This is a genomic window from Nocardioides iriomotensis, from assembly GCF_004168035.1.
Lineage (GTDB): Bacteria > Actinomycetota > Actinomycetes > Propionibacteriales > Nocardioidaceae > Nocardioides_B > Nocardioides_B iriomotensis.
Genome location: NZ_SDPU01000027.1, coordinates 78,365 through 99,965, shown reverse-complemented (window position 1 = coordinate 99,965; position 21,601 = coordinate 78,365). Strand labels below are relative to the sequence as shown.

At 73.1% G+C, this 21,601-nt stretch carries 21 protein-coding genes; 13 read left to right on the top strand and 8 right to left on the bottom strand.

The features are described from left to right. Nucleotides 1-37: 37 nt before the first annotated feature. Nucleotides 38-1,861, bottom strand: coding sequence for a flavin-containing monooxygenase (locus ETU37_RS15055; protein WP_129988163.1), 1,824 nt, complete (start codon nucleotides 1,859-1,861; stop codon nucleotides 38-40). 78 nt (nucleotides 1,862-1,939) lie between these two features. On the opposite strand from ETU37_RS15055, the gene ETU37_RS15050 reads away from it, so the two are divergent. The 3 genes from ETU37_RS15050 (at nucleotide 1,940) to ETU37_RS15040 (ending at nucleotide 7,221) form a co-directional block, all read left to right on the top strand. Further along, nucleotides 1,940-3,157 carry a GAF domain-containing protein gene (locus ETU37_RS15050; protein ID WP_129988162.1) on the top strand — a complete coding sequence of 406 codons (1,218 nt, stop codon included), beginning with the start codon at nucleotides 1,940-1,942 and terminating at the stop codon, nucleotides 3,155-3,157. A gap of 61 nt (nucleotides 3,158-3,218) precedes the next feature. Continuing rightward, nucleotides 3,219-6,578 carry a DEAD/DEAH box helicase gene (locus tag ETU37_RS15045; protein ID WP_129988161.1) on the top strand — a complete coding sequence of 1,120 codons (3,360 nt, stop codon included), beginning with the start codon at nucleotides 3,219-3,221 and terminating at the stop codon, nucleotides 6,576-6,578. A gap of 43 nt (nucleotides 6,579-6,621) precedes the next feature. Beyond that, a complete protein-coding gene (locus ETU37_RS15040) occupies nucleotides 6,622-7,221 on the top strand; it encodes an antibiotic biosynthesis monooxygenase (protein WP_129988160.1) in 600 nt (199 codons plus the stop codon). Nucleotides 7,222-7,231: 10 nt separating this feature from the next. Here the strand turns inward: ETU37_RS15040 and ETU37_RS15035 are convergent, their stop codons facing one another. Then, entirely contained in the window at nucleotides 7,232-7,738 is a 507-nt protein-coding gene (locus tag ETU37_RS15035) for a cupin domain-containing protein (RefSeq protein ID WP_129988159.1), read from the bottom strand. Between the two features lie 192 nt (nucleotides 7,739-7,930). Here ETU37_RS15035 and ETU37_RS15030 point away from each other — a divergent pair, with 192 nt between their 5' ends. Further along, nucleotides 7,931-8,590, top strand: a complete 660-nt coding sequence (locus ETU37_RS15030) for an HNH endonuclease family protein (protein WP_129988158.1) — start codon at nucleotides 7,931-7,933, stop codon at nucleotides 8,588-8,590. 25 nt (nucleotides 8,591-8,615) lie between these two features. Further along, nucleotides 8,616-8,759, top strand: coding sequence for a hypothetical protein (locus tag ETU37_RS23265; RefSeq protein ID WP_165372542.1), 144 nt, complete (start codon nucleotides 8,616-8,618; stop codon nucleotides 8,757-8,759). Between the two features lie 27 nt (nucleotides 8,760-8,786). On the opposite strand, the gene ETU37_RS15025 is transcribed toward ETU37_RS23265, so the two are convergent. Then, complete coding sequence (locus ETU37_RS15025; protein ID WP_240755756.1) at nucleotides 8,787-10,181, bottom strand: WS/DGAT/MGAT family O-acyltransferase; 1,395 nt, start codon at nucleotides 10,179-10,181, stop codon at nucleotides 8,787-8,789. Nucleotides 10,182-10,398: 217 nt separating this feature from the next. Between ETU37_RS15025 and ETU37_RS15020 the strand changes: the two genes are divergently transcribed. Then, the gene (locus tag ETU37_RS15020; protein ID WP_129988156.1) at nucleotides 10,399-11,859 is read left to right on the top strand and encodes a hypothetical protein; all 1,461 of its coding nucleotides are present in this window, start codon (nucleotides 10,399-10,401) and stop codon (nucleotides 11,857-11,859) included. Between the two features lie 21 nt (nucleotides 11,860-11,880). Here the strand turns inward: ETU37_RS15020 and ETU37_RS15015 are convergent, their stop codons facing one another. Next, a complete protein-coding gene (locus tag ETU37_RS15015; protein ID WP_129988155.1) occupies nucleotides 11,881-12,555 on the bottom strand; it encodes an SDR family oxidoreductase in 675 nt (224 codons plus the stop codon). A gap of 23 nt (nucleotides 12,556-12,578) precedes the next feature. On the opposite strand from ETU37_RS15015, the gene ETU37_RS15010 reads away from it, so the two are divergent. The 4 genes from ETU37_RS15010 to ETU37_RS14995 all read left to right on the top strand — a co-directional run bounded on the left by ETU37_RS15010 (nucleotide 12,579) and on the right by ETU37_RS14995 (nucleotide 16,325). After that, nucleotides 12,579-13,634 carry a DNA polymerase IV gene (locus ETU37_RS15010; protein WP_206053957.1) on the top strand — a complete coding sequence of 352 codons (1,056 nt, stop codon included), beginning with the start codon at nucleotides 12,579-12,581 and terminating at the stop codon, nucleotides 13,632-13,634. 139 nt (nucleotides 13,635-13,773) lie between these two features. Then, nucleotides 13,774-14,322: a hypothetical protein gene (locus ETU37_RS15005; RefSeq protein ID WP_129988154.1), complete on the top strand. Its 549-nt coding sequence runs from the start codon at nucleotides 13,774-13,776 to the stop codon at nucleotides 14,320-14,322. Between the two features lie 200 nt (nucleotides 14,323-14,522). Further along, nucleotides 14,523-14,888, top strand: a complete 366-nt coding sequence (locus tag ETU37_RS15000) for a hypothetical protein (RefSeq protein ID WP_129988153.1) — start codon at nucleotides 14,523-14,525, stop codon at nucleotides 14,886-14,888. A gap of 108 nt (nucleotides 14,889-14,996) precedes the next feature. Beyond that, nucleotides 14,997-16,325, top strand: a complete 1,329-nt coding sequence (locus ETU37_RS14995) for a threonine/serine exporter family protein (protein ID WP_129988152.1) — start codon at nucleotides 14,997-14,999, stop codon at nucleotides 16,323-16,325. Here the strand turns inward: ETU37_RS14995 and ETU37_RS14990 are convergent. From ETU37_RS14990 to ETU37_RS14980, 3 genes are read right to left on the bottom strand one after another with little or no spacing between them, the layout of a single operon-like run. Next, nucleotides 16,294-16,830, bottom strand: coding sequence for a DUF402 domain-containing protein (locus ETU37_RS14990; protein WP_129988151.1), 537 nt, complete (start codon nucleotides 16,828-16,830; stop codon nucleotides 16,294-16,296). The two genes, ETU37_RS14995 and ETU37_RS14990, sit on opposite strands and share 32 nt — an antisense overlap. Before the next feature lie 5 nt (nucleotides 16,831-16,835). Beyond that, nucleotides 16,836-17,660, bottom strand: a complete 825-nt coding sequence (locus tag ETU37_RS14985) for an SDR family NAD(P)-dependent oxidoreductase (protein WP_129988150.1) — start codon at nucleotides 17,658-17,660, stop codon at nucleotides 16,836-16,838. Further along, the gene (locus ETU37_RS14980; RefSeq protein WP_129988149.1) at nucleotides 17,657-19,168 is read right to left on the bottom strand and encodes a flavin-containing monooxygenase; all 1,512 of its coding nucleotides are present in this window, start codon (nucleotides 19,166-19,168) and stop codon (nucleotides 17,657-17,659) included. The genes ETU37_RS14985 and ETU37_RS14980 overlap by 4 nt, the downstream gene beginning before the upstream one ends. Nucleotides 19,169-19,239: 71 nt before the next feature. Between ETU37_RS14980 and ETU37_RS14975 the strand changes: the two genes are divergently transcribed. The 3 genes from ETU37_RS14975 to ETU37_RS14965 all read left to right on the top strand — a co-directional run bounded on the left by ETU37_RS14975 (nucleotide 19,240) and on the right by ETU37_RS14965 (nucleotide 21,286). Beyond that, entirely contained in the window at nucleotides 19,240-19,860 is a 621-nt protein-coding gene (locus ETU37_RS14975; RefSeq protein ID WP_129988148.1) for a TetR/AcrR family transcriptional regulator, read from the top strand. Nucleotides 19,861-19,941: 81 nt separating this feature from the next. Beyond that, entirely contained in the window at nucleotides 19,942-20,472 is a 531-nt protein-coding gene (locus ETU37_RS14970; protein WP_129988147.1) for a SigE family RNA polymerase sigma factor, read from the top strand. Further along, entirely contained in the window at nucleotides 20,459-21,286 is an 828-nt protein-coding gene (locus ETU37_RS14965) for a hypothetical protein (RefSeq protein ID WP_129988146.1), read from the top strand. The genes ETU37_RS14970 and ETU37_RS14965 overlap by 14 nt, the downstream gene beginning before the upstream one ends. A gap of 60 nt (nucleotides 21,287-21,346) precedes the next feature. Here ETU37_RS14965 and ETU37_RS23260 read toward each other — a convergent pair whose 3' ends face one another. Beyond that, nucleotides 21,347-21,490, bottom strand: a complete 144-nt coding sequence (locus tag ETU37_RS23260; protein WP_165372541.1) for a GPGG-motif small membrane protein — start codon at nucleotides 21,488-21,490, stop codon at nucleotides 21,347-21,349. Between the last annotated feature and the right edge of the window lie 111 nt (nucleotides 21,491-21,601).

Here is a 21,601-nt window from a genome sequence, read left to right as displayed (position 1 = left end):
GCTCCGTCGCGTCACCACGTCATCGCGTGGCCGGCGGTCAGGACGTGTGGTGCACCTCCTGCAGCCCGTACACCGGGGTCGCGATGCCCTCCAGCCGCGCCTTCAGCTGCAGCGCGAGGTAGAGCGAGTAGTGCCGCGACTGGTGCAGGTTCCCGCCGTGGAACCAGAGTCCGTCCTGCTGGGTGGGCTTCCACATGTTGCGCTGCTCGCCCTCCCACGGGCCGGGGTCCTTGGTGGTCTCGGAGCCGAGGCCCCACACCTTCCCGACCTTGTCGGCGACCTCCTGGCTGATCAGGTCGGCGGCCCAGCCGTTCATCGACCCGTAGCCGGTGGCGTACACGACCAGGTCCGCCGGCAGCTCGGTGCCGTCCGCCAGGACCACGGCGTCCTCGGTGAGGCGGGCGACCTGGCCGTGCGCGAGCTTGACCTGGCCGTCCGCGACGAGGTCGGCGGCGCCCACGTCGATGTAGTAGCCGGAACCGCGGCGCAGGTACTTCATGAACAGCCCGGAGCCGTCGTCGCCCCAGTCGAGGTCGAAGCCGGCCTTCTCCAGGCGGTCGTAGAAGTCGGCGTCGCGCTCACGCATCCTGTCGTACAGCGGGATCTGGAACTCGTGCATGATCCGGTAGGGGAGCGAGGCGAAGATCAGGTCGGCCTTCTCCGTGGTGACTCCGGCCGCGACCGCGCGCTCGGAGTAGAGGTCGCCGAGCCCGATGTCCATCAGGGTGTCGCTCTTGACGATGTGCGTCGAGGACCGCTGCACCATCGTCACGTCGGCGTCGTGCTCCCAGAGCGCGCCGCAGATGTCGAACGACGAGTTGTTGCTGCCGATGACGACGACACGCTTGCCGGCGTAGGCGTCCGGGCCGGGGTGCGCCGACGAGTGGTGCTGGTCGCCCCGGAACACGTCCTGGCCGGGTAGGGACGGGATGTTCGGCTTGCCGGACATGCCGGTGGCGAGCACGAGCTGCTTCGGCCGCAGCGTGAGCGGCTTGCCGTCGCGCTCGACCTCGACGGTCCACTCCTGGGTCTCGTCGGACCAGGCCGCGGAGCGGGCGACCGTGCTGCCCCAGTAGGGCACCTCCATCACCTTCGTGTAGGACTCCAGCCAGTCGCCGATCTTGTCCTTCGGCGCGAACACCGGCCAGTTGTCGGGGAACTTCAGGTACGGCAGGTGGTCGTACCAGACCGGGTCGTGCAGGCACAGCGACTTGTAGCGGCCGCGCCACTGGTCTCCGGGGCGGGCGTGCTTGTCGATCACCAGCGCAGGCACGCCGAGCTGGCGGAGCCGGGCACCCAGCGCGATGCCGCCCTGGCCGCCGCCGACGACGAGCGCGTAGGGCTGGGTGGTCGAGCCGAGGTCCTCGGCCTCCTGCTGGCGCCGCTCGAGCCAGGTCGCGCGCTGCTTGTTCGCGCCGTGCTCGGCGCCCATCGGGCGGGCGGTGCCGCGGGGCTCCTCGTGGCCCTTGAGCTCGTACAGAGTGGTGAGGAAGGTCCAGGCGACGTCGTCCTTCAGCCGCAGCAGCCCCTTGCCGCGGCCGACCGCGGTCTCGAACTCGAACCACGCGGTCGTCACGCCGTCGGCCTCGTCGGGAGGCTCTGTCGTACGGAAGCCGGAGGGGTCGGTGCCTTCCAGCGTCTCGGTGAGCAGGTCGGCGACGCCCTCCCGCCCCTCCACGGTGCGGATGTTCCAGGTGAACGCGATCAGGTCGCGCCAGTAGCTGTCGGTGGCGAACATCGCCGCCGCCGCGGGTACGTCGCGCGCGGCGAGCGCGGCCTCGAAGCCGGCGAACCACGCGTCGACGCGGGCCTGCGGGGCCGAGGGGGCGGTGCCGGCGGGGGGCTCGAGGGTCTGGGTCATCGGTGGCTCCTTCACTACGCTGTGACGAGCAGCACACCGCGGGGCGGCCGGGACCGCCAGAGTTGCAGAGGGTTGCACGTGACCGACGCCGAGCAGGGCCGCCACCGGGCGCGGGAGCGCGCGCTCGCGGGCGGCGAGGCACGCAGCCGGCCGGTGATCGCGGCGTCCTGGCGGCGGATGCGCACCCGCGGGCTCGACCCGGGTGCCGACCCCGACGTACCCCCGCTCGACACGTCCGAGATCGAGCGCCGCCGGGCCGCCAGCCGGCTGCGGCCGCTGGTTCCGCACCTGCGCCGGGCGCTCGGCACCGCCGTCGACGACGGCGACCAGCTGATGGTGCTCACCGACGACGAGGGCCGGGTGCTGTGGCAGGACGGGAAGCCGGGCGTGCGGCGGCTCGCCGACCGGCTCGGCTTCGTCGGCGGCTCGGCGTGGACCGAGGGCAACGTCGGCACCAACGCGATCGGCACCTGCCTGGTGACGGGCGGCCCGGTGCAGATCCAGGGCGCCGAGCACTACGTCGAGTCGCACACCCGGTGGGGCTGCGCGGCCGCCCCGGTCCACGACCCGTGGACCGGCGACGTGATCGGCGTGGTCGACGTCAGCGGGCCGTCACGCGGCATGCACCCGAGCGCGCTCGCGATGGTCCGGCTCGCCGCGCGGGTCGCGGAGCTCGAGGTCCGCCAGGAGCACGTCACCGAGCTCGACCTGCTGCGGGCCCGGGCGGCCCCGCTCGTCGCCCGCCTCGCCGGGCCCGCCCTGGTCGTGGACCGGCACGGGCACCTGGCCGCGGTCACCGGGGTCGAGGCGCCCGAGCGGGTGACCCTGCCGGACGACCTGGCGGTGGGCTCGGTGTGGCTGCCGACCCTGGGCGCCGCGACCGCCGAGGCGCTGCCCGGCGGCTGGCTGCTGCGGCTCGAGCCGGAGCCCGGCAGCGCGCAGAGCTCCTCGCTGGTCGTCGACCTCACCGGGGCGGACCCGCGGCTGGCCGTGACCGGTCCGAGCGGCTCGTGGTCGCGACGGCTCAGCCCCCGGCACACCGAGATCCTGGTCTCCCTCGTGCTGCACCCCGCGGGCCGGACCGCCGCCGAGCTCGCCGACGACCTGTTCGCCGACACGGGCCGGGTCGTCACGGTCCGGGCCGAGATGTCGCGCCTGCGCCGGGTGGTCGGGGCGCTGCTGCGGCACCAGCCCTACCGCATCGACCCCGCCGTCGGGCGGGAGCTGCTGCTGCCGGCCGACCCGGCGGGCGTTCTCCCCGGCTCGAGCGCCCCGGTGCTCGGCCGGCTCCGCTGACCCGTTCCGGCCCTCGACGCGCCGGCACCGGGCTGTCGGTGCCCGGTCGTAGGGTCGTGCCGTGGTGGACCTCTCCCTGGCGCTCGACGAGGAAGCCCTCAGCCGACGCTTCGGGGCGGTCACCTACGACCGGGCGGTGGACTACGCCGACCGCGGGCTGGTGATCGAGGTCCACCACGAGATCGACGCCGAGGGCGACCTCGACATCCGCGGCAAAGTCGCGGGGTCCACGTCGGTGCCGTACCAGACCTACGTCGCCGTCGGCACCGCCGAGCGGGGCGTCTGGGTCTACAGCCGCTGCAGCTGCCCGGTCGGCGACGGGTGCAAGCACGCCCTCGCCGCGCTCCTCGTGGTCCGCCGCGAGCACGTCGCCGCCGCGGTGGCCGACGGCCGCCGCGACTGGGAGCGCCGGCTCACCTCCGTCCTCGACGAGCTCGACGCCGAGGACCGGCCGGCCGAGCACGCCACGCCGCTCGCGCTGCAGGTCGAGCTGAGCCGCACCAGCAGCACGGCGGCATTCCGCTCCTGGTCGCGGGTCAGTGCCCCGGTGCGGGGCACGCTGCGGCTCCGGCCGCTGGTCCGGGGCGCGCGCGACAACTGGATCAAGTCCGGCGCGACCTGGCAGGACGTGCCCTACCTCGACACCCGCAAAGGCTGCCCGCCCGCCCAGGTCGCGGTGCTCGGCGAGCTGCTCGCCGCCTACCGCGCGGCCTCCCGCCAGACCTACTTCGGCTCCGAGTCGCACCTGCCGCTGGCCGGCTTCGGCCCGTCGCTGTGGCCGCTGCTCCGGCGCGCCCGCGACGCCGGCGTCGTGCTCGTGCCCGGCAACGGCGTCGCCCGGGTCGACCTGCACCACGCGCCGGTCACCGTCGAGCTCGACGTCAACACCTCCGACGCGGGAGACGCCCACCTCGGCGTCGGTGTCCGGGTCGACGACGAGTGGTTCGCCGCGAGCGACCTCGACCTGCTCGGCGACGGCGCCTCCGCCGGCCAGGCCGGCCACGGCGTCGCCGCCTGGTCGCCGGCCGACCCGCCCACCGGCTGGGTGCTCACTCTCGCGCCGCTCTCGCGCGGCCTCGGCCCCGAGGTACGCCGCCTGCTGAGCGCCGGCGACACCCTCCTCGTGCCGGCCGCCGACCGCGACGACCTGCTCACCGAGTACCTCCCGCGGCTGCGCCGCCACGTCCCGGTCGTGTCCTCCGACGGCTCGGTCGACCTGCCCGAGCCGGCCCGGCCCCGGCTGGCGCTGCAGGTCACCTGGGTGTCGGTCGAGCGGGTCGAGCTCGCCTGGTCCTGGCGCTACCGCGTCGGCGAGACCGACCGCGTCTACGCCCTCGGCGAGTCGCGCGGGCTGCGCGGCTTCCGCCGACCCGCCGACGAGCAGGCGATCCTCGACCGGCTCGACCTCGACGAGGCGGCCGTGCACCGGCTCTGCCGCTCCCACCTCCGCGAGCGCGGCCTCGTCGGCGAGCAGGTGCTCACCGGGGTCGAGGCGATCGACTTCGCCGTCGAGGTGCTGCCCGGGCTCGAGAAGCTCGCCGAGGCGGAGCAGGTCGAGATCACCGAGGTCGGCGCCCGTCCCGACTACCGCGAGGCGCGCACCGCCCCGGTCGTGCGGTTCGCCGCGCGCGATCCGGACGCCGGCGGCGAGGGCGCCGACGACACCGACGACCGCACCGACTGGCTCGACCTCGAGGTGGTGATCAGCGTCGACGGCGACAGCCTCGCCCTCGCCACCCTGCTCGCCGCGCTCACCCGGGGCGAGCCGCGCGTCATCCTGCGCACCGGCGTCCACGTGGCGGTCGACCGGCCGGAGTTCGCCCACCTCGCGGAGCTCGTGCACGCCGCCGGCGACCTGCACGAGCAGCAGCCCGACCTGGTGCGGCTGAGCACCCACGACCTCGGGCTCTGGGACGAGCTCGCAGAGGTCGGGATCGTCGACGAGCAGGCTGCCCGCTGGACCGAGGCGGCCCGGGCGCTGCGCGCGGTCGACGAGCTGCCCGAGATCGACCCGCCCGACACCCTCGAGGCCGATCTCCGGCCCTACCAGCGAGACGGCTTCCGCTGGCTCGCGTTCCTGCAGCAGGCCGGGCTCGGCGGGATCCTGGCCGACGACATGGGGCTCGGCAAGACCGTGCAGACCCTCGCGCTGGTCGCGCACGCCCGCGCCCGGGGCGCCGCGCCCTTCCTCGTCGTCGCCCCGACCAGCGTGGTGTCGACCTGGGCCCACGAGGCGGCCCGATTCACGCCGGGTCTCGTCGTGCGCACGGTCACCGAGTCCCAGGCGCGTCGCGGGGCGTCAATCGACGAGGTCTGCGCCGGCGCCGACGTCGTCATCACCTCCTACACGCTCTACCGCATGGAGGTCGACGGCTACCTCGCCCACGCGTGGGGCGGGCTGGTCCTCGACGAGGCGCAGACCGTCAAGAACCACCTCGGCAAGACCTACCAGGCGGTCCGCCGGCTCGACGTACCCTTCCGGCTCGCGCTCACCGGCACGCCGCTCGAGAACCGCCTCATGGAGCTCTGGTCGCTGCTCTCGATCGTCGCGCCGGGCCTCTACCCGCACCCGCAGCGCTTCCAGGAGTCCGTCGCCGTCCCCGTCGAGCGGCTCGGCGACCGGCACGTCCTCGACCGGTTCCGGCGGCGCATCCGGCCGTTCCTGCTGCGGCGCACCAAGGACCTCGTCGCCGCCGACCTGCCCGACAAGCAGGAGCAGGTGCTCGACGTCCGGCTGACGCCCCGGCACCGCCGCGTCTACGACACCCACCTGCAGCGCGAGCGGCAGCACGTCCTCGGCCTCGTCGACGACTTCGACAAGCACCGCATCGCGATCTTCCGGTCGCTCACCCGGCTGCGTCAGCTGGCGCTCGACCCGGCGCTCGTCGACGACGAGGAGTACGCCGCCGTCGGCTCGGCCAAGCTCGACGTGCTCGTCGACCACCTCGCCGAGCTCGCCGACGAGGGGCACCGCGCACTGGTGTTCAGCCAGTTCACCTCCTACCTCGCCCGCGTGCGCGCCCGGCTCGACCGCGAGGGGATCGCGAGCAGCTACCTCGACGGCAGCACCCGCGACCGGGCCGCCGCGATCGACGGCTTCAAGCAGGGCGACGACCCGGTGTTCCTGATCAGCCTCAAGGCCGGTGGTGTGGGGCTGACCCTCACCGAGGCCGACTACGTCTTCGTGCTCGACCCGTGGTGGAACCCCGCCGTCGAGGCGCAGGCGGTCGACCGGGCGCACCGCATCGGCCAGCACCGGCCGGTCAACGTCTACCGGCTCGTCGCCGAGCAGACCATCGAGCAGAAGGTGATGGAGCTCAAGGCGCGCAAGGCCGCGCTGTTCGCGCAGGTCGTCGACGGCGACGGGGTGCCGACCGGCGCGCTCACCGAGGACGACGTACGCGCGCTGCTCGAGGACTGACGCGACGTCGGCGGCCCGCGTTGCCATCCCTAGCCTGGACGGCATGAGCCAGTCCTCCCAGGCCACGGCCACCCTGCCGGTCACCGTCTCGGTGACCCGGCACGTGGACCCCGAGCACGCCGACCAGATCCTGGCGTGGATCCAGGCCGGGTTCACCCTGGCCGAGCGCTTCCCGGGCTTCCTCGGCTCCGGCTGGGTGCGCCCGAGCACCCGGTCCGACGAGTGGCACATGCTCTACCGGTTCGACTCCGCGGAGTCGCTCGCCGGCTGGGAGGCCTCGTCGCAGCGGCGCTGGTGGCTCGACTCCGCCCAGGGCCTGGTGGGGGAGTCGCGCAAGGAGCGGCGTACCGGCATCGAGGGCTGGTTCGACGAGCCGCAGGTCGACGACGTCGAGGACCTGCGGCCGATGCCCGCCGCGCCACCGCGCTGGAAGCAGGCGGTGATGATCTGGTTCGCGTTCTTCCCGCTGAGCCTGCTCGTGTCGTGGGCGCTGGCCCGGGTGGTGCCGGACCTGCCGCTGGTCGCGCGGGTGCTCACCAGCACGGTGCTGATGACGCCGGTGATGACGTACCTGGTGCTGCCGCAGCTCACGAAGCGGCTGGAGTGGTGGCTCCACGGGCGGCCGGCACCCTGGCGGCGCTAGGCCGAACCCTTCAGTCGACGTCGGCCCAGATGTTGTCGTGCTCGAGGTAGAACGCCGCCATCTCCTCCTCCGACGGTCGGACGCCGGTGGTGGCGATCCGGTGCAGCCCCTCGAAGTACGCCTCGCGCGGCCCGCCGGGCGTGAACAGGATCAGCATCGAGGCGGGCTCGCCCGAGTTGTTGCGGAAGCCGTGGAGGCCGCCGGCCGGCACGAAGAGGAAGTCCCCGGCCGTCGCGTCCTTCCAGCCGTCCCCGTCGTAGAGCGAGATGGTGCCGTCGAGCACGAAGAACGACTCGGTCATCGTGCGGTGGAAGTGTGGCGACGGTCCGGAGGGACCGGGGCCCATGTTCCACCGGTAGAGGCCGAAGTCGCCCCCGGTCATCTGCCCGGTCGCCAGGTAGTGCACGGACGAGCCGGCCTGGTCGTTGGCGAGGTCCGGAACGTGGTCGACGGCCCGGAAGACGTTGGTGTCCGGCTCGCCGGAGTCGCCGTGGTAGCGGGGTTCGGGGTACGACATGGCTCGACCCTAGGGCCCGCGCCAGGTCGCCGGGCGTGACGACGCGGCCAGGGTGACCGGCGTTCCCGGGGGAGCGGGAGCCCGCAGGTTCGTGCAGTGCAGAACCCTGCACCGCCGCGCGTGGTGCGCCGGGGGTCCTGCTCCGGCAGCGTGAGCGCGCCAGGTTTCGCCTCTCGGGATGAGGACCTCATCATGCGCAACCGTCTGACCCGCCTGCTTCTGCTCACCCTGCCGGTCGCCGCGGCCCTGACCGTCCAGCCGGCGCCCGCCGCCGAGGCCGCGGAGTCGTACTCGGCTCCGTTCCTCACCGCGATCTCCGACCTGCCCGTCGCCAGCGAGGTCCGCACCGGCTACGACCGCACCCTGTTCAACCACTGGATCGACGCCGACGGCGACGGCTGCAGCACCCGCAACGAGGTGCTGATCGCGGAGGCCGACGACCCGGTCACCGTCAGCTCCGGGTGCAGCCTGTCCGGCGGCCGCTGGTTCTCCTACTACGACCGCGTGTCGTGGACGAACACCAGCGACGTCGACATCGACCACATGGTGCCGCTCGCCGAGGCGTGGGACTCCGGCGCACGGAGCTGGACGTCGGCGCAGCGCCAGTCCTACGCCAACGACCTCGGCGACTACCGCTCTCTCGTCGGCGTCACCGACAACGTCAACCAGGCCAAGGGTGACCAGGACCCGGCCGAGTGGATGCCGCAGTACGACACGTGCCGCTACCTGCGCGAGTTCGTCGCGGTGAAGATCCGGTGGCGGCTGACCGTCGACAGCGCCGAGAAGTCCGCGATCCAGTCGCTCGCCTCGGGCTGCACCAACTCCACCATCACGGTGACCCGCGCGATCTGACCGTCGCCGGGCTTAGGCTCGGGGCATGAGCGACGACGACGTGCCCCGTGAGCTGCGTGGTGTCTCGCCCGACCCCACCCGCGAGCCGACCACCCCGGGGTGGGTGCGGGTCGCCGCGGTCGTGGCGCTGCTCGCGATGCTGGCGTACGTCGCCCTGCTCGTCCTCTGACCCTGGCCCCGCGAGCCGGGGGTCGTGCTACAGGCCGGCGGCGCACTCCAGCGCGGACAGCTCGTGGTCGAGGTGGGCGAGCAGCAGCTGCAGCCGCGGGACGGTGCGCCGGCAGCCGGTGAGGCCGAAGCCCATCCGTCCGGCGTACGACGTACAGGTGATGTTGAGCGCCATGCCGTGGATCGGGATCGACAGCGGGTACATGCCGACGAGCTCGGCGCCGTTGTAGTAGTGCGGCACCCGCGGCCCCGGCACGTTGCTGATGATCAGGTTGAACGGCGGCCGCGTGAAGCCGCTCATCCTGAGGAGCGGCGGGAGCACGGCCGGGGCCAGGCCGATCGCGCTCATCGCGAGGATCTGCAAGGGCGTCATCGTGCCGAGCGCCTCCTTGCCGTCCGTCATGGACCGGTGGACCGCGCGCAGCCGGTCGGCCGGGTCGGCGAGGTCGGTCCCGAGCTTGACCATCACCGCGCCGACCGCGTTGCCGCCGTCGACGGACGCGTTCTGCGCCTGCTTGGCGTTGAGGCCGACCGGGACCATCGCGACCAGGCCGGTGTCGGGCAGGGCACCGAGCTCGGTGAGGTAGGTGCGCATCGCCCCGCTGACCATCGCCAGCACGACGTCGTTGATGGTCGTCCCGGTCGCCTTGCCGACTCCCCGCAGCCGCTCGATCGGCCAGTCCTGGGCGGCGAACCGCCGCGAGCCGGTGATGTTCGTGTTGAGGATCGTGCGCGGCGCGTAGAACGACAGCGCCGAGGTCTCGTTGCGCACGCCGCGCGAGACGGTGCGGGCCAGCGCGCCCGCGATCCCGGCGGCGTCCGCCGTGATCCCGAGGGCCTGGCGGAAGGCGCTGGCCGGTAGGTCCGCGAGGTGGTGGTCGGTGCTCGCGGGCTCGGGCGCGACGCCCCGTGCGGCCGGCTGCACCGCCCACGGCGGAGGCATCTCGCGGCGGTCCGGGTCGGTGGACAGCACGCTCTGCAGCAGCCGCATCGACGACACACCGTCGACGAGGGCGTGGTGCATCTTGGTGTACATCGCCATCCGGCCGTCACGCAGGCCCTCGATGACGGTCGCCTCCCACAGCGGTCGCTCCGGGGCGAGCCGGGTGCCGTGCAGGCGCGAGCACAGCTCGAGCAGCTCACGGACCCGGCCGGGCTTGGGCAGCCCGCTGTGCCGGACGTGGTGCTCGATGTCGAACTGGGTGTCCTCGGTCCACACCCACTGGCCGGCGGTGGCGAGCGACCGCTGCGGCCGCTTGAGGAACAGCGGCGAGAGCTCCCGCTCCTGGATCATGTCCTGGTAGAAGTCCCGGACGAAGGTGCGTCCGGCGTCGTCGGGCCGCCGGAACAGCTGCAGCCCGCCCACGTGCATGGGCTGGTTGCGGTTCTCGGCGAGCATGAACGCCGCGGACGTCGGATCCATCGGTGTCACCATCGGCACCCCCTGTCGGTCGGCATCCTGCCCTGACAACGCGGCAGCGAACCACGTGCTACGCCCCGCGCGTGCGACACGGGCCACACGGAACGTCGCGCGCGACGTGGCGCGCGGCGCGAATCCTCAACTCGGGCCGGTACGGCGCCGATACGGAGGGTGCCGCGCAGGGACGCGCGGTTCACCGCTGTGCAGGGAGCCCCCACCGATGTCGCCGTCGCCCCGAACGCCCCGTCCGTCCGGCCCGTCCGCCACGACCTGGCGCGCCACGGCGCGCCTCGCGCTGGCCGCGGCCACCGGCCTCGCCGTCCTCGCCGGGGTCGCGCTGACCGGGGGACCGACCCCCGGGTCCGGGCTCACCACCGACGTCGACGTGCAGCTCGCGCTCTCCGGCGGCCCGACCCACGTCGACCCGCTGCCCGACGGCGTCAGCCTCGACGACCCGACCGACACCCGGTCGCTCTACGACCGCGCCGGCCAGGACCGAGCGGACCTCGTGGCGGCGTACGCCGACGCGAGCTCCGACGGGCAGACGACCGCCGCGTCGACCCCACCCGGGCGCCCGTCGACCTCCGGCCTCGGCGCGCACGTCTCGCCGTCGTGCTCCGGCACCGGCAGCGACGGTCGCCGGGTGCAGCCGATGTACGTCCGCGAGACCACCACACCGTCCCGGTACGCGAGCGTCCTTCCGCTGCTGCTCAACGAGGTCGCCAACGTCGACGACGTGTTCGCGGTCTCGGCGGCCAAGACGGGCGGCGTCCGCCGCGTGCGGTGGGTGCACGACGGGGCGTGCACCCCGGTGCTGCCCGAGGTGGTCGTCCCGTCCGGCGCGCTGTCGTCGTTCACGGCGACGATCCAGGCGGTGCAGGCGCTGGGCTACCGGGACCCGAGCCGCAAGTACCTGATGTTCGCCGACGCCAACGCGCTGTGCGGCATCGGCACGCTCTACACGGACTCCCGCCCGACCGGGAACAGCAACGACACGCGTACGTCGTACGCCCGGGTCGACGCGCGCTGCTGGTCCGGCTCCACGTCGGTCGCGGCGCACGAGCTGACCCACAACCTCGGCGGCGTGCTTCCCGGCGCTCCGCACGTGACGCCCGGCTCGCACTGCTGGGACCAGCACGACCTCATGTGCTACGACGACAGGTCGGGCGCCGCGATGCAGACGCTCTGCCCCGACAAGCAGCAGGGACAGCTGCTCGACTGCGGCAACGACGACTACTTCAGCACCGCGCCGGCGGCCGGCTCCTGGCTGGCGACGTCCTGGAACACCGCCTCGTCGTCGTTCCTCGACACCACCGCGCCGGACCCGACGCTGCCGCCGGTCGCGACGCCACCCCCGCCGGCAGCGGCATCGACGCCCACGCCGGCACCTCCGGCCGGTCTCGCGCGGACGAAGGTTCGCAGCGACTGGCACGGCCGGCACGGCCTGGTGACCGGCGTTCTGCGGACGTCGGGGCGGGAGGGCGTGCCGGGTGCGGCCCTCGCCCTTCAGCGGCGGTACGTCGGACAGCCGTGGCGGACGGTCGCCCGGGACCGCACCGACGGCCGGGGCCGCGTCGCGGAGCGGGACCACCCGCGCCGCACGGCGTACTACCGCTGGGTGTTCGACGGCAGCGACCACCTCGCCGCCTCCCGGAGCAGCAGCGTCAAGGCACGACGCTGACCCGAGGGAGGACCATGCGCGTCAGGCGCCGGTCGTCGGACCCCCGGTGAACGGCACCTCGCTGCGCCAGGACTCGTCGGGCTGGTGCGCGGCGGCGTACAACGCGTCGGCGACGTAGTCGGCGTCGAACGGCGTGCCCCTGCCGAGCGAGCCGCGGACGGTCAGTGACACCGCGCGGATGCCGTCGGGCGCGAGCGTGGCGTCGAGGCTGTGCACGAGGTTGCGCAGGCCGGCCTTCTGCACACCGAGCGAGGCGGCTTCGTTCCAGGGCTGGTCGGCGGCCATGCTGCCGGTCGCGGTGACCCGGGCGCCGGCCTTCATGAACGGCCGCGCCGCCTGCACGGCGGTGAGCAGCCCGCCCACGCCGAGCGCGACGTCCTCGAGCAGCTCGTCGACCGACAGGTCGAGCGGGTGCTTCTGCCGGAACGCGCTCGGGTTGAAGTGCAGCACGTCGATCCCGTCGGCGAAGCCGCCGAACCGGGTGATCGCCTCGGTCAGCCCCTGCTGGTCGGTCACGTCGACCGGCGTCCAGCCCGTGGTGATCCCCTCGGCCTGGAGCTGCTTGCCCAGGGCCTCCAGGGCCTCGGCCGGCCGGGACACCAGGGCGGCGGCGTACCCCTCGCGCCCGTAGCGGCGCGCCACCGACGCGCCGACACCCGGTCCGGCTCCCACCACGACGATCACGGGTTGCGACATGCCCGCGAACCTACCCTTCTCCTGTGACCGCTCCTCGGACGACGTGGGTGCTGCATGTCGACCTCGACCAGTTCATCGCCGCCGTCGAGGTGCTGCGCCGTCCCGAGCTCGTCGGACTGCCCGTCGTCGTGGGCGGCCGCGGCGACCCCACCGAGCGGTCGGTCGTCGCCACGGCGTCGTACGAGGCCCGGGAGTACGGCGTGCGCTCCGGCATGCCGATGCGGACGGCGCTGAAGCGCTGCCCGGACGCGGTGTTCCTGCCGTCCGACGCCCCGGCCTACGACGCCGCCTCGGCCGAGGTGATGGACGCGCTTCGCTCCTTCGACGTGCCCGTCCAGGTGCTCGGCTGGGACGAGGCATTCATGGGCGTCGAGACCGACGACCCGGAGAGCTACGCGGCCGAGGTGCGCGGCCGGGTGCTGGAGCGCACCCGGCTGCACTGCTCGGTGGGGATCGGCGACAACAAGCTGCGCGCCAAGATCGCGACCGAGTTCGGCAAGCCGCGCGGCTCCTACCGGCTGACGGAGGAGAACTGGTTCGCGGTGATGGGGGACCGGCCGACCGACGCGCTGTGGGGGATCGGCCGCAAGACCGCCACCAAGCTGGCGGGGCTCGGCATCCACACCGTGCACCAGCTCGCCGCCACCGACGCGCAGCTGCTCGCCGACCGGCTCGGCCCCACGATGGGCCCGTGGTACCGCCGGCTCGGGCGCGGGGCCGACACCTCGACGGTCGACGCGACGCCGTACGTACCGCGCGGGCACGGGCGGGAGACGACGTTCCAGACCGACCTCACCGACTGGTCCGACGTCGCGGCCGCCGCCCGCACGCTGACGGGCGCCGTGCTCGAGGACATCCGCAAGGAGGGCCGGCCGGCGGTCCGGGTGGGCCTGAAGGTGCGCTACGTGCCGTTCGAGACCCGCACCCGCAGCCTCACCCTGCCCGGCGCGACCATGGACCGCGCGGAGCTCGAGGCCGCGGCGCTGGAGCTCCTCGACCGGCTCGACCACTCCCGCAAGGTGCGGCTGCTCGGCGTCCGGCTGGAGATGGCCCCGCCCGAGGGTGGCTACCCCGACTGACGGAGTGCCCGGCCGGCGGGCGGACCGAGAGCCCCTGGGCACCTCGTGCGAAAGACGCAGTCGAGTCGGCCGTCTGGAGGGTGAGTCGTACCGGTCCCGGTGCCTACCGTGAGGGAGGGACCTCGGGGGAGGGACGAACATGAGCACGACACGCCTGATCCGCCGACCGGTCGACGCGCCGGTCACACCCATGAGGCCGACGGGGCTGTCCGGGATGCTCGGCCTGCTCGAGCGCCTCGACGCGGCACGCTGGTACACGCTGCCGGACCTCGCCTGGACCGGCCGCCCGCCGGGCACCCGCGGCCGGGTCGTCATCGGCCCCACCGGCGTCTTCCTGCTGACCGACCACCCGTGGACGGGCGTGGTCAGCGTCCGTGACGCGCAGCTGCGCATCGACGGCCGCTCCCGTGACCTGTACGTCGGCGACGCCGTCGAGGCCGCGGCGTCGGTCGCCGCGCTGCTCCCCGCCGAGCTCCGAATGCACGTGCACGCCGTGCTGTGCCTGACCCGGCAGGGCGGCCTCGACCTGGTCAGCCGTGCCGTGGCGGTGTGCTCGCCGGACACGCTGGCGGGCGTGCTGGCCGGCGGGCCGCGCGTGCTCCGGCGCCGGCACCGGGACCACGCCGAGTCCGTCGTGCGCGCGTCGATGCGCCTCGAGACCGAGGGCCTGGTCGTCGCGGTGCGGTGACCCCCGTGGGACTCCCGTGACGGGTGGGACGGGCGCACTAGACCGGGGAGTAGTCCTTTCGGGTCATTTCCCACGCGGAGTGGTGGAAAGTCGGTCGAACCGGACATGAGGGGTGCGCCCGGCCCCTACGGTCGAAGTCCCCTTATCCGCCAATGTGACCCTGGGAGAATCACATGACGCGAAAGCAAGGATCGAGGCGTGTGCGCACGCTGAAGATCGCCAGTGCGATCGGTGCTGGAGCCATGGTGCTCGGCATGATCACGGTCGGTGCCGCAGTGGCCGCCGACAGCAGCACCGACGTCCGCAAGTCCGTCGTCGACGGTGGTGGCAAGAAGTCCCGTGAGGCTCGCCCCGTCGCTGACGCCGGTGGCAAGAAGTCGCGTGAGGCGGTTCTGGACGGTTCCGGCAAGAAGTCCCGTGAGGCCACCCCGGTGGCCGACGGCAGCGGCAAGAAGTCGCGCGAGGCTCGGCCGGTGGCCGACGGCAGCGGCAAGAAGTCGCGCGAGGCTCGGCCGGTGGCCGACGCCGGCGGCAAGAAGTCGCGCGAGGCCGCGCCCCGGAGCTGATGCCGGGACGCTGACCTCGTCGGTCCGCAGCTGCGAACGAGACCCCCACGCCAACGGCGTGGGGGCCTCGTCACGTCCGGGCGCGGGCTTGCCAGACTTGCTCCCGCGATGGCTGACACCACGGACACCTACAAGACCCTCGACCTGGCCCTGCGCATCGGCGAGATGCTGCTCTCGTCTGGCGCGGGCGCGGCCGACGTGAACGCGACCATGTGGTCGGTCGCGCACGCGTGCGGCATCCGCAACGTCGAGGTCGACGTCACGTTCACCAACCTGACGATGAGCTTCCAGCCGGGCCCGGACGAGCCGGCCCTGGTGCAGGTGCGGCACGTCCGCCACCGCGACATCGACTACGAGGACCTGACCATGGTCGACCACCTCGTCCGCGACCTGATCAACGGCGAGGTGGACCGCGACGAGGCCCGCAGCCGGCTGGCGCAGGTGGTGTCGTCGGGACACCGGCTGCCGCGCTGGGCCGTGACGGCCGGGTACGGCGTGATGGGCGCCGGGGTCGCGATGCTGCTCGGCGGCACGCCGATCGTGATCGCGATCGCCACGCTGGCGGCGTGCGGGATCGACCTGCTGATCCGGCTGATGGCCCGGCGGCGGCTGCCGGTGTTCTACCAGCAGGTCGCCGGCGGCCTGCTCGCGACGCTGCTCGCCGTCGGCACGGCGGCGGTCGGGCTCGACGTGGACCCGTCCCTCGTGGTCACGACCAGCATCGTGATGCTGCTGGCCGGGATCGGCTTCATGGGCGCGATCCAGGACGCGCTGACCGGCTTCCCGCTCACCGCGGGCGCCCGGATCCTCGAGGCGATCCTGTCCACCGCCGGGATCATCGCCGGGGTCAGCCTCGGTCTGACGGTGGGACGCAACATGCTCGGGGTGAACCTCGGCCGGCTCGACCCGGGCGTCGGCACCCTGACCGAGGCCACGATGGTCACGGTCGGCGCCGCGATCTGTGCCGGCGCCTTCGCGTTCTCCTCGTACGCGCCGCTGCGGTCGTTGCTGCCGATCGCGGTGATCGCCGGCTTCAGCTCGCTGGTCTTCGGCCTCGTCGAGGAGCGGGGCTTCAGCGAGGCGTGGGCGGCAGCGGCCGCGTCGATCCTGATCGGTGTCGTGGCCTACTCCGTCGCCGGTCGAGTGCGGGTGCCGCCCCTGGTGGTCGTCGTCCCGGCGATCGTGCCGATGCTGCCCGGCCTGTCGATCTATCGCGGCCTCTCGCTGCTCGCCGACGGCGGCAACGGGATCCTGTCGCTGATGTCCGCAGCCGGCATCGCGATCGCGCTCGCCTCGGGGGTCTTCCTCGGCGAGTACGTCGCCCAGCCGCTGCGCCGCGAGGCCCGCCGGCTGGAGCAGCGGCTCGCCGGGCCGCGCCTGGTCGGCCCGTTGCGGGCGCGGGCGGTCAGCAAGCGGCGGCGGCCGACAGCCGACTGAGCCAGGTCCGGCCGAGCGTCGGGTCGAACGCTCCAGTGCCTGCGCGCACCGCGACGTGCACCCGGTCGAGGGACGCGGTCGCGAGCGCGACCACCTCGTCGGGGTAGTCGTAGCGCACCCGGTGGTCGGCGAACTCGTCCTCGTCGTCGACCCACACCCGGCCGCTCCGGCCGCGCACCACGTCGAGGTCGAGGTCGACCATGGTCACCACGCCGTCGGCCCACCTCGGCACGGTCGTGATGTCGACGTACAGCTCGACGGGGTCGCCCGGACCCGACCTGTTGGGCGCGTAGAACGTCGCCACGAAGGCGCCGTCCGGAGGCACGACGCTGACGAACGCGGCCGTCGCCGTGAACGACACCCCGGGTCGCGACACGAGCGTGCCGGCAGGGGCGCCGAGCCAGGTGCCGTGCTCGTCGGTGCCGACGACGGTGGTGTCGTGCTCCCAGTGCGGCCGCCCGCCCCACTTGGTGACCACCTTGCGCACGTGGTCACCGGCCTGCATGGGGCTCAGGGTGCCATGCGGCGGGACGCCCTCGCGACGACGCGCTGGTAGCGCGGACCCACGATCCGGACGAACGCGTCGAGCAGCTTGGCGTCCGCGCCGACCACCACGCGCGGCTTGCCGGCCAGCACGCCCTCGACGATGACCTGCGCGGCGCGCTCGGGCGTGGTCCGGGCGAGCTTGGTGTCGAAGTGCTGCGCGAACTGCGCCTGGTCGTGCGAGGACGTCACCCGGGCGTTGCGGGCGATGCCGGTCTTGATGCCGCCGGGGTGCACGCAGGTGACGCCGACGGGGTGGCCGGCGACGAGCATCTCGGTGCGCAGGGCCTCGGTGAAGCCGCGGACGGCGAACTTGGCGGAGTTGTACGCCGTCTGGCCCGGGATGCCCAGCAGCCCGAAGAGGCTGGACACGTTCACGACGTGCCCGTCGCCCGAGGCGATCAGGTGGGGGAGGAACTCCTTGGTGCCGTGCACGACGCCCCAGAAGTCGACGTCCATCACCCACTCGAAGTCGGGGTAGTCGACCTCCTCGAAGTCGCCGTGCAGCGCGACGCCGGCGTTGTTGACGACGACGTTGACCCGGCCGTGCTCGGCGACCACGGCGGCCGCGAGGTCACGCACGGCCGACCGGTCCCGGACGTCGACCTTGTCGGTGCGCACCTCCCGGCCGGTGCGCTCCTGCACCAGTCGGGCGGTCTCCACCAGGCCGACCTCGTCCCAGTCGCTGAGCGCGACGACGGCGCCACGGCCGGCGACGTCGAGGGCGAGCGCCCGGCCGATGCCCGAGCCGGCGCCGGTGATCACGACGACCTTGCCGTCGAGGGTCCTCATGAGCCTGCCTCCTGCGTCGCCTTGCTCGGCGTCGTGGTCGTGGTGAGGTAGCGGTCGGCGTCGAACGTCGCGAGCTGCCGCTTCATCGTGATGGTGGTGCGCGGCCACAGCGTGGTGTTGCGGCCGTGGGCGTCGAGGTACCAGCTCGCGCAGCCGCCGGTGTTCCACACGGTGCGGCGCAGCCGGCGCTGCAGGCCGGCGTTCCAGTGCCGCTGCACGTCCGGTCGCGGCTGCACGGTGGTCAGCCCCTCGCGCTGCATCCGGTCGAGCGCGTCGAGGATGTAGGCGATCTGGCACTCGATGACGAAGACCATGCTCGAGTGGCCGAGCCCGGTGTTGGGCCCGACGATCTGGAACAGGTTGGGGAACCCGTGGAAGGTCGTGCCCTTGTAGGCCGCCATCCCGTCGCGCTCCCAGACCTGGGCGAGCGAGCGGCCGTCGGCGCCGACCACGTGGTCGGCGATCGGCGGCTCGGTGGTGTAGAAGCCGGTGGCGACGATGATCGCGTCGACCTCACGCTCGACCCCGTCGGCGGTGACCACCGCGTGGCCGCTGACCTTGGCGATCGGCTCGGTGACGACGTCGACGTGGTCCTGCGCCAGCGTGGGGTAGTAGTCGTTGGAGATGAGGATGCGCTTGCAGCCGATCTCGAAGTGCGGGGTCAGCTTCTCGCGCAGCGCGGGGTCCTTCACCGCGCCGTGCAGGTTCATGAGCGCGGCCTTCCTGGCGGGTGCGGCCAGGCCGGGCTTCCAGGTGAACGCCGGCACGAAGGTCTCGCGGGCGAGGTAGATCGCGGCGCGGTAGAGCCGTTGCAGGCCGGGGAGCAGCCGGAACGCGGCCTTCTCGACGCCGGTGTAGGCACGGTCGCGGCGCGGGATCACCCACGGCGCGGTGCGCTGGTAGACGTCGAGGTGCGCGACCTCCTTGGCGATCTCGGGGACGACCTGGATCGCCGAGGCGCCGGTGCCGATGACGGCGACGCGCTTGCCGGCCAGGTCGTAGTCGTGGTTCCAGCGGGCGGTGTGGAACACCTCGCCGCCGAAGTCGTCGAGGCCCTCGATGTCGGGCATCCGCGGCTCGGAGAGACCGCCGGACGCGGCGACGAGCACGTCGGCCGTGACCGTGCCGGCGGAGGTGGTGACCTCCCAGCGGCCGGTGGCGGTGTCCCAGCGCGCGTCCTGCACCGTCGTACCGAAGCGGAAGCGGTCGAGCACGCCGGCGTCGCGGGCGACCCGGCGCAGGTAGTCCTGGATCTCCGGCTGGGGGGAGAAGGACCGCGACCAGCCGGGGTTGAGGGCGAAGGAGAACGAGTAGAGCTGCGAGGGCACGTCGCAGGCGGCCCCGGGGTACGTGTTGTCGCGCCAGGTCCCGCCGACGTCGTGGCCCTTCTCGACGACGAGGAAGTCGCGGACGCCGCGCTCCTCGAGCCGCACGGCCATCCCGAGACCACCGAACCCGGCGCCGACCACGAGGAGGCGCACGTGCCGCGGTAGGGGTGTGGTTGTCATGCGACGAACATACCGACGGTATTGAACGACCGTCAATAGCGTTGTTGAAAGTAGTTCAGTAGGCTCGGGGCATGACCACGCGGGTGCGGATGACCCCCGACGAGCGTCGCGAGCAGCTGCTCGCGCACGGCGTCCGGCTGCTGTCGACGCACTCCGTCGACGAGCTCTCCATCGACATGCTCGCCGAGGAGGCGGGGATCTCGCGCGGACTTCTGTACCACTACTTCGGCAACAAGCAGGACTTCCACCGGGCGGTCGTCCGCAAGGCCGCCGACGACCTGATCGGTGTCACCGCGCCGCCCGCCACCGGCGAGCCGCTGGAGCGGCTGGCCGCCTCCCTCGAGGCGTACGTCGACTACGTGGTCGCCAACTACGAGGGCTACTCCTCGCTGGTGCGCGGCGCCGCGGGCGGCAACGCCGACCTGCGCCGGATCTACGAGGAGGCGCGGGGCGCTCTCACCGACCGGATCTTCGTCGCGGCCGGCGACGGCGACGGCGTCGACCCGGTCCTGGGCGTGACGCTCGTCGACACCCCCGCGTCGCGGCTGATGGTGCGCGGCTGGTCGGCGATGACCGAGGACGTCGTGCTGGCCTGGGTGCGCGACCCGGCCGGGGTGTCGAAGCCCGACCTGCTGCTGATGCTCGCCGCGGCCCTCCCGGGTGCGCTGTCCGGCGTGCCCGCGCCGGACTGATCCGGGGTCGCGGCCAACCTTTCGGCCCGCCGCGCCGTACTCACGGTGACAGGATGAGGCGACGGGACCTTCGGGGGGACGATGCGCGGCTCGGTGCGGGACCGGGAGTTCACGGAGTACGTCGCGGCGCGGCGACCGCAGCTCCGCCGGACGGCGTACCTGCTGTGCGGCGACTCCCACCGCGCCGAGGACCTCGTGCAGGTCGCCCTGACCAAGCTGTACGTCGCGTGGCCGCGCGTGCGGCGCGACGCCAACGTCGACGCGTTCGCCCGCCGGATCGTGGTCAACAGCCACCTCGACGAGACGCGCCGGCCCTGGCGTCGCGAGCGGACCGGACTCGACGGGATCGACGTCGCGTCACCGCCCCCGCTGCCGCCGGAGGACCGTGACGCGCTGCTCGCCGCGCTGCAGCAGCTGCCCGCGGGACAGCGCCGGGTGGTCGTGCTGCGGCACTACTGGGGGCTGACCGTCCAGGAGGCGGCCGACGACCTCGGCGTCACGACCGGCACCGTCAAGAGCCAGACGTCGGCCGCGCTGGACGCGTTGCACCGCCTCCTGTCGCCCAGCTTCGAGGACACCCCGGACAGGAGATCCCGCCGTGCGCACCGATGAGCACCCCGACCCCGCCTGGCTCGCTCGCTTCGACGAAGCGGCCGGCCACGACCCTGCCGACACGTTCGACGCCGCCGACGACCTCGACCGCGGGCGGACGGCGCTGCGCCGCCGCCGCGCTCTCGTGACGGCGAGCGCCGGCCTGGCGGCGGCCGTCGTGACGGGCACGGTCATGGTCACCTCCGGCGGGGCGGACACCCGGACCGTGGCCCCGGCCGGCGACGGCCCGACGACCGCCGAGCCGACGTTCCAGGAGCCTTCCGTGACGCTCGAGCCGATGCCGACGGAGACGCCGTCGCCGCGTGAGGACGACCTGCTCGGCGACATCGACCAGCAGATGGCGGACACGCAGGCCTGGCGCGACGGGTTGTACGCCCTCGCCGTGGAGGAGCTGGACACGGGAGGGCAGCACCTCGACTACGACACCAACAGCATGCAGGGCGGTCGCTCCGGCGACGGCAGCCGGACGCTGGGCATCAAGCTCGGCTGGACCCTGCCCGGAGCGGTCGGCGAGGGGATGGTGCAGATCTCGCTCACCGACGCGACCGGCGTTCGCTCCGACGCCTCCGACCTGTACCTCCAGGCGCCGCTGACCGAGCGGACCCTCGCCAACGGCGAGACCGTGCGCATCGGCGAGCGGTCCGACGGCGCCTACGCGGTGGCCTACCGTCAGCCGGACGGCGAGCTGGTCTGGGTGCTCTGGGAACCGCTGTTCGGCAACAACTCGGTGACGCCCGTGCACGACGCGGGACCTGACCGCCGCGACGTCATCCGGTTCGTGCAAGACGAACGGCTGGACCTCCCGCCCCGGTGAGGGACGAGGAGGACCAGCCGTTCGGTGATGTCGGCGTAGTGCCTAAGAGCTGTCCGTCGGTCAGGTGAAGAGGCTGACGCCACCCGGGCCGACGAGGAGTCCGAGCACGATGAGCACGATGCCCATCAGCACGCCCCCGCGCACCAGGGTGATGATGCCGTAGATCACCAGCGCGACCGCAATGAGCCAGAGGATGAATGTCATCTTGTTCTCCCTTCCGGGGATGACAGTGCCCGAAGGCTTCAACCTCCAAACGTGCCGACGACTCGTCTGCGGCTTTCGGGGTGATTCACACCGTCGCGCCGCAGACGAATC

Excerpts from the sequence above, each read along its gene's own strand:
- ETU37_RS15055 (WP_129988163.1), bottom strand. The coding sequence starts at position 1,861 with ATGACCCAGACCCTCGAGCCCCCCGCCGGCACCGCCCCCTCGGCCCCG.
- ETU37_RS15040 (WP_129988160.1), top strand. The coding sequence starts at position 6,622 with ATGAGCCAGTCCTCCCAGGCCACGGCCACCCTGCCGGTCACCGTCTCG.
- ETU37_RS15035 (WP_129988159.1), bottom strand. The coding sequence starts at position 7,738 with ATGTCGTACCCCGAACCCCGCTACCACGGCGACTCCGGCGAGCCGGAC.
- ETU37_RS15030 (WP_129988158.1), top strand. The coding sequence starts at position 7,931 with ATGCGCAACCGTCTGACCCGCCTGCTTCTGCTCACCCTGCCGGTCGCC.
- ETU37_RS23265 (WP_165372542.1), top strand. The coding sequence starts at position 8,616 with ATGAGCGACGACGACGTGCCCCGTGAGCTGCGTGGTGTCTCGCCCGAC.
- ETU37_RS15025 (WP_240755756.1), bottom strand. The coding sequence starts at position 10,181 with ATGGATCCGACGTCCGCGGCGTTCATGCTCGCCGAGAACCGCAACCAG.
- ETU37_RS15020 (WP_129988156.1), top strand. The coding sequence starts at position 10,399 with ATGTCGCCGTCGCCCCGAACGCCCCGTCCGTCCGGCCCGTCCGCCACG.
- ETU37_RS15015 (WP_129988155.1), bottom strand. The coding sequence starts at position 12,555 with ATGTCGCAACCCGTGATCGTCGTGGTGGGAGCCGGACCGGGTGTCGGC.
- ETU37_RS15005 (WP_129988154.1), top strand. The coding sequence starts at position 13,774 with ATGAGCACGACACGCCTGATCCGCCGACCGGTCGACGCGCCGGTCACA.
- ETU37_RS14995 (WP_129988152.1), top strand. The coding sequence starts at position 14,997 with ATGGCTGACACCACGGACACCTACAAGACCCTCGACCTGGCCCTGCGC.
- ETU37_RS14990 (WP_129988151.1), bottom strand. The coding sequence starts at position 16,830 with ATGCAGGCCGGTGACCACGTGCGCAAGGTGGTCACCAAGTGGGGCGGG.
- ETU37_RS14985 (WP_129988150.1), bottom strand. The coding sequence starts at position 17,660 with ATGAGGACCCTCGACGGCAAGGTCGTCGTGATCACCGGCGCCGGCTCG.
- ETU37_RS14980 (WP_129988149.1), bottom strand. The coding sequence starts at position 19,168 with ATGACAACCACACCCCTACCGCGGCACGTGCGCCTCCTCGTGGTCGGC.
- ETU37_RS14975 (WP_129988148.1), top strand. The coding sequence starts at position 19,240 with ATGACCACGCGGGTGCGGATGACCCCCGACGAGCGTCGCGAGCAGCTG.
- ETU37_RS14970 (WP_129988147.1), top strand. The coding sequence starts at position 19,942 with ATGCGCGGCTCGGTGCGGGACCGGGAGTTCACGGAGTACGTCGCGGCG.
- ETU37_RS23260 (WP_165372541.1), bottom strand. The coding sequence starts at position 21,490 with ATGACATTCATCCTCTGGCTCATTGCGGTCGCGCTGGTGATCTACGGC.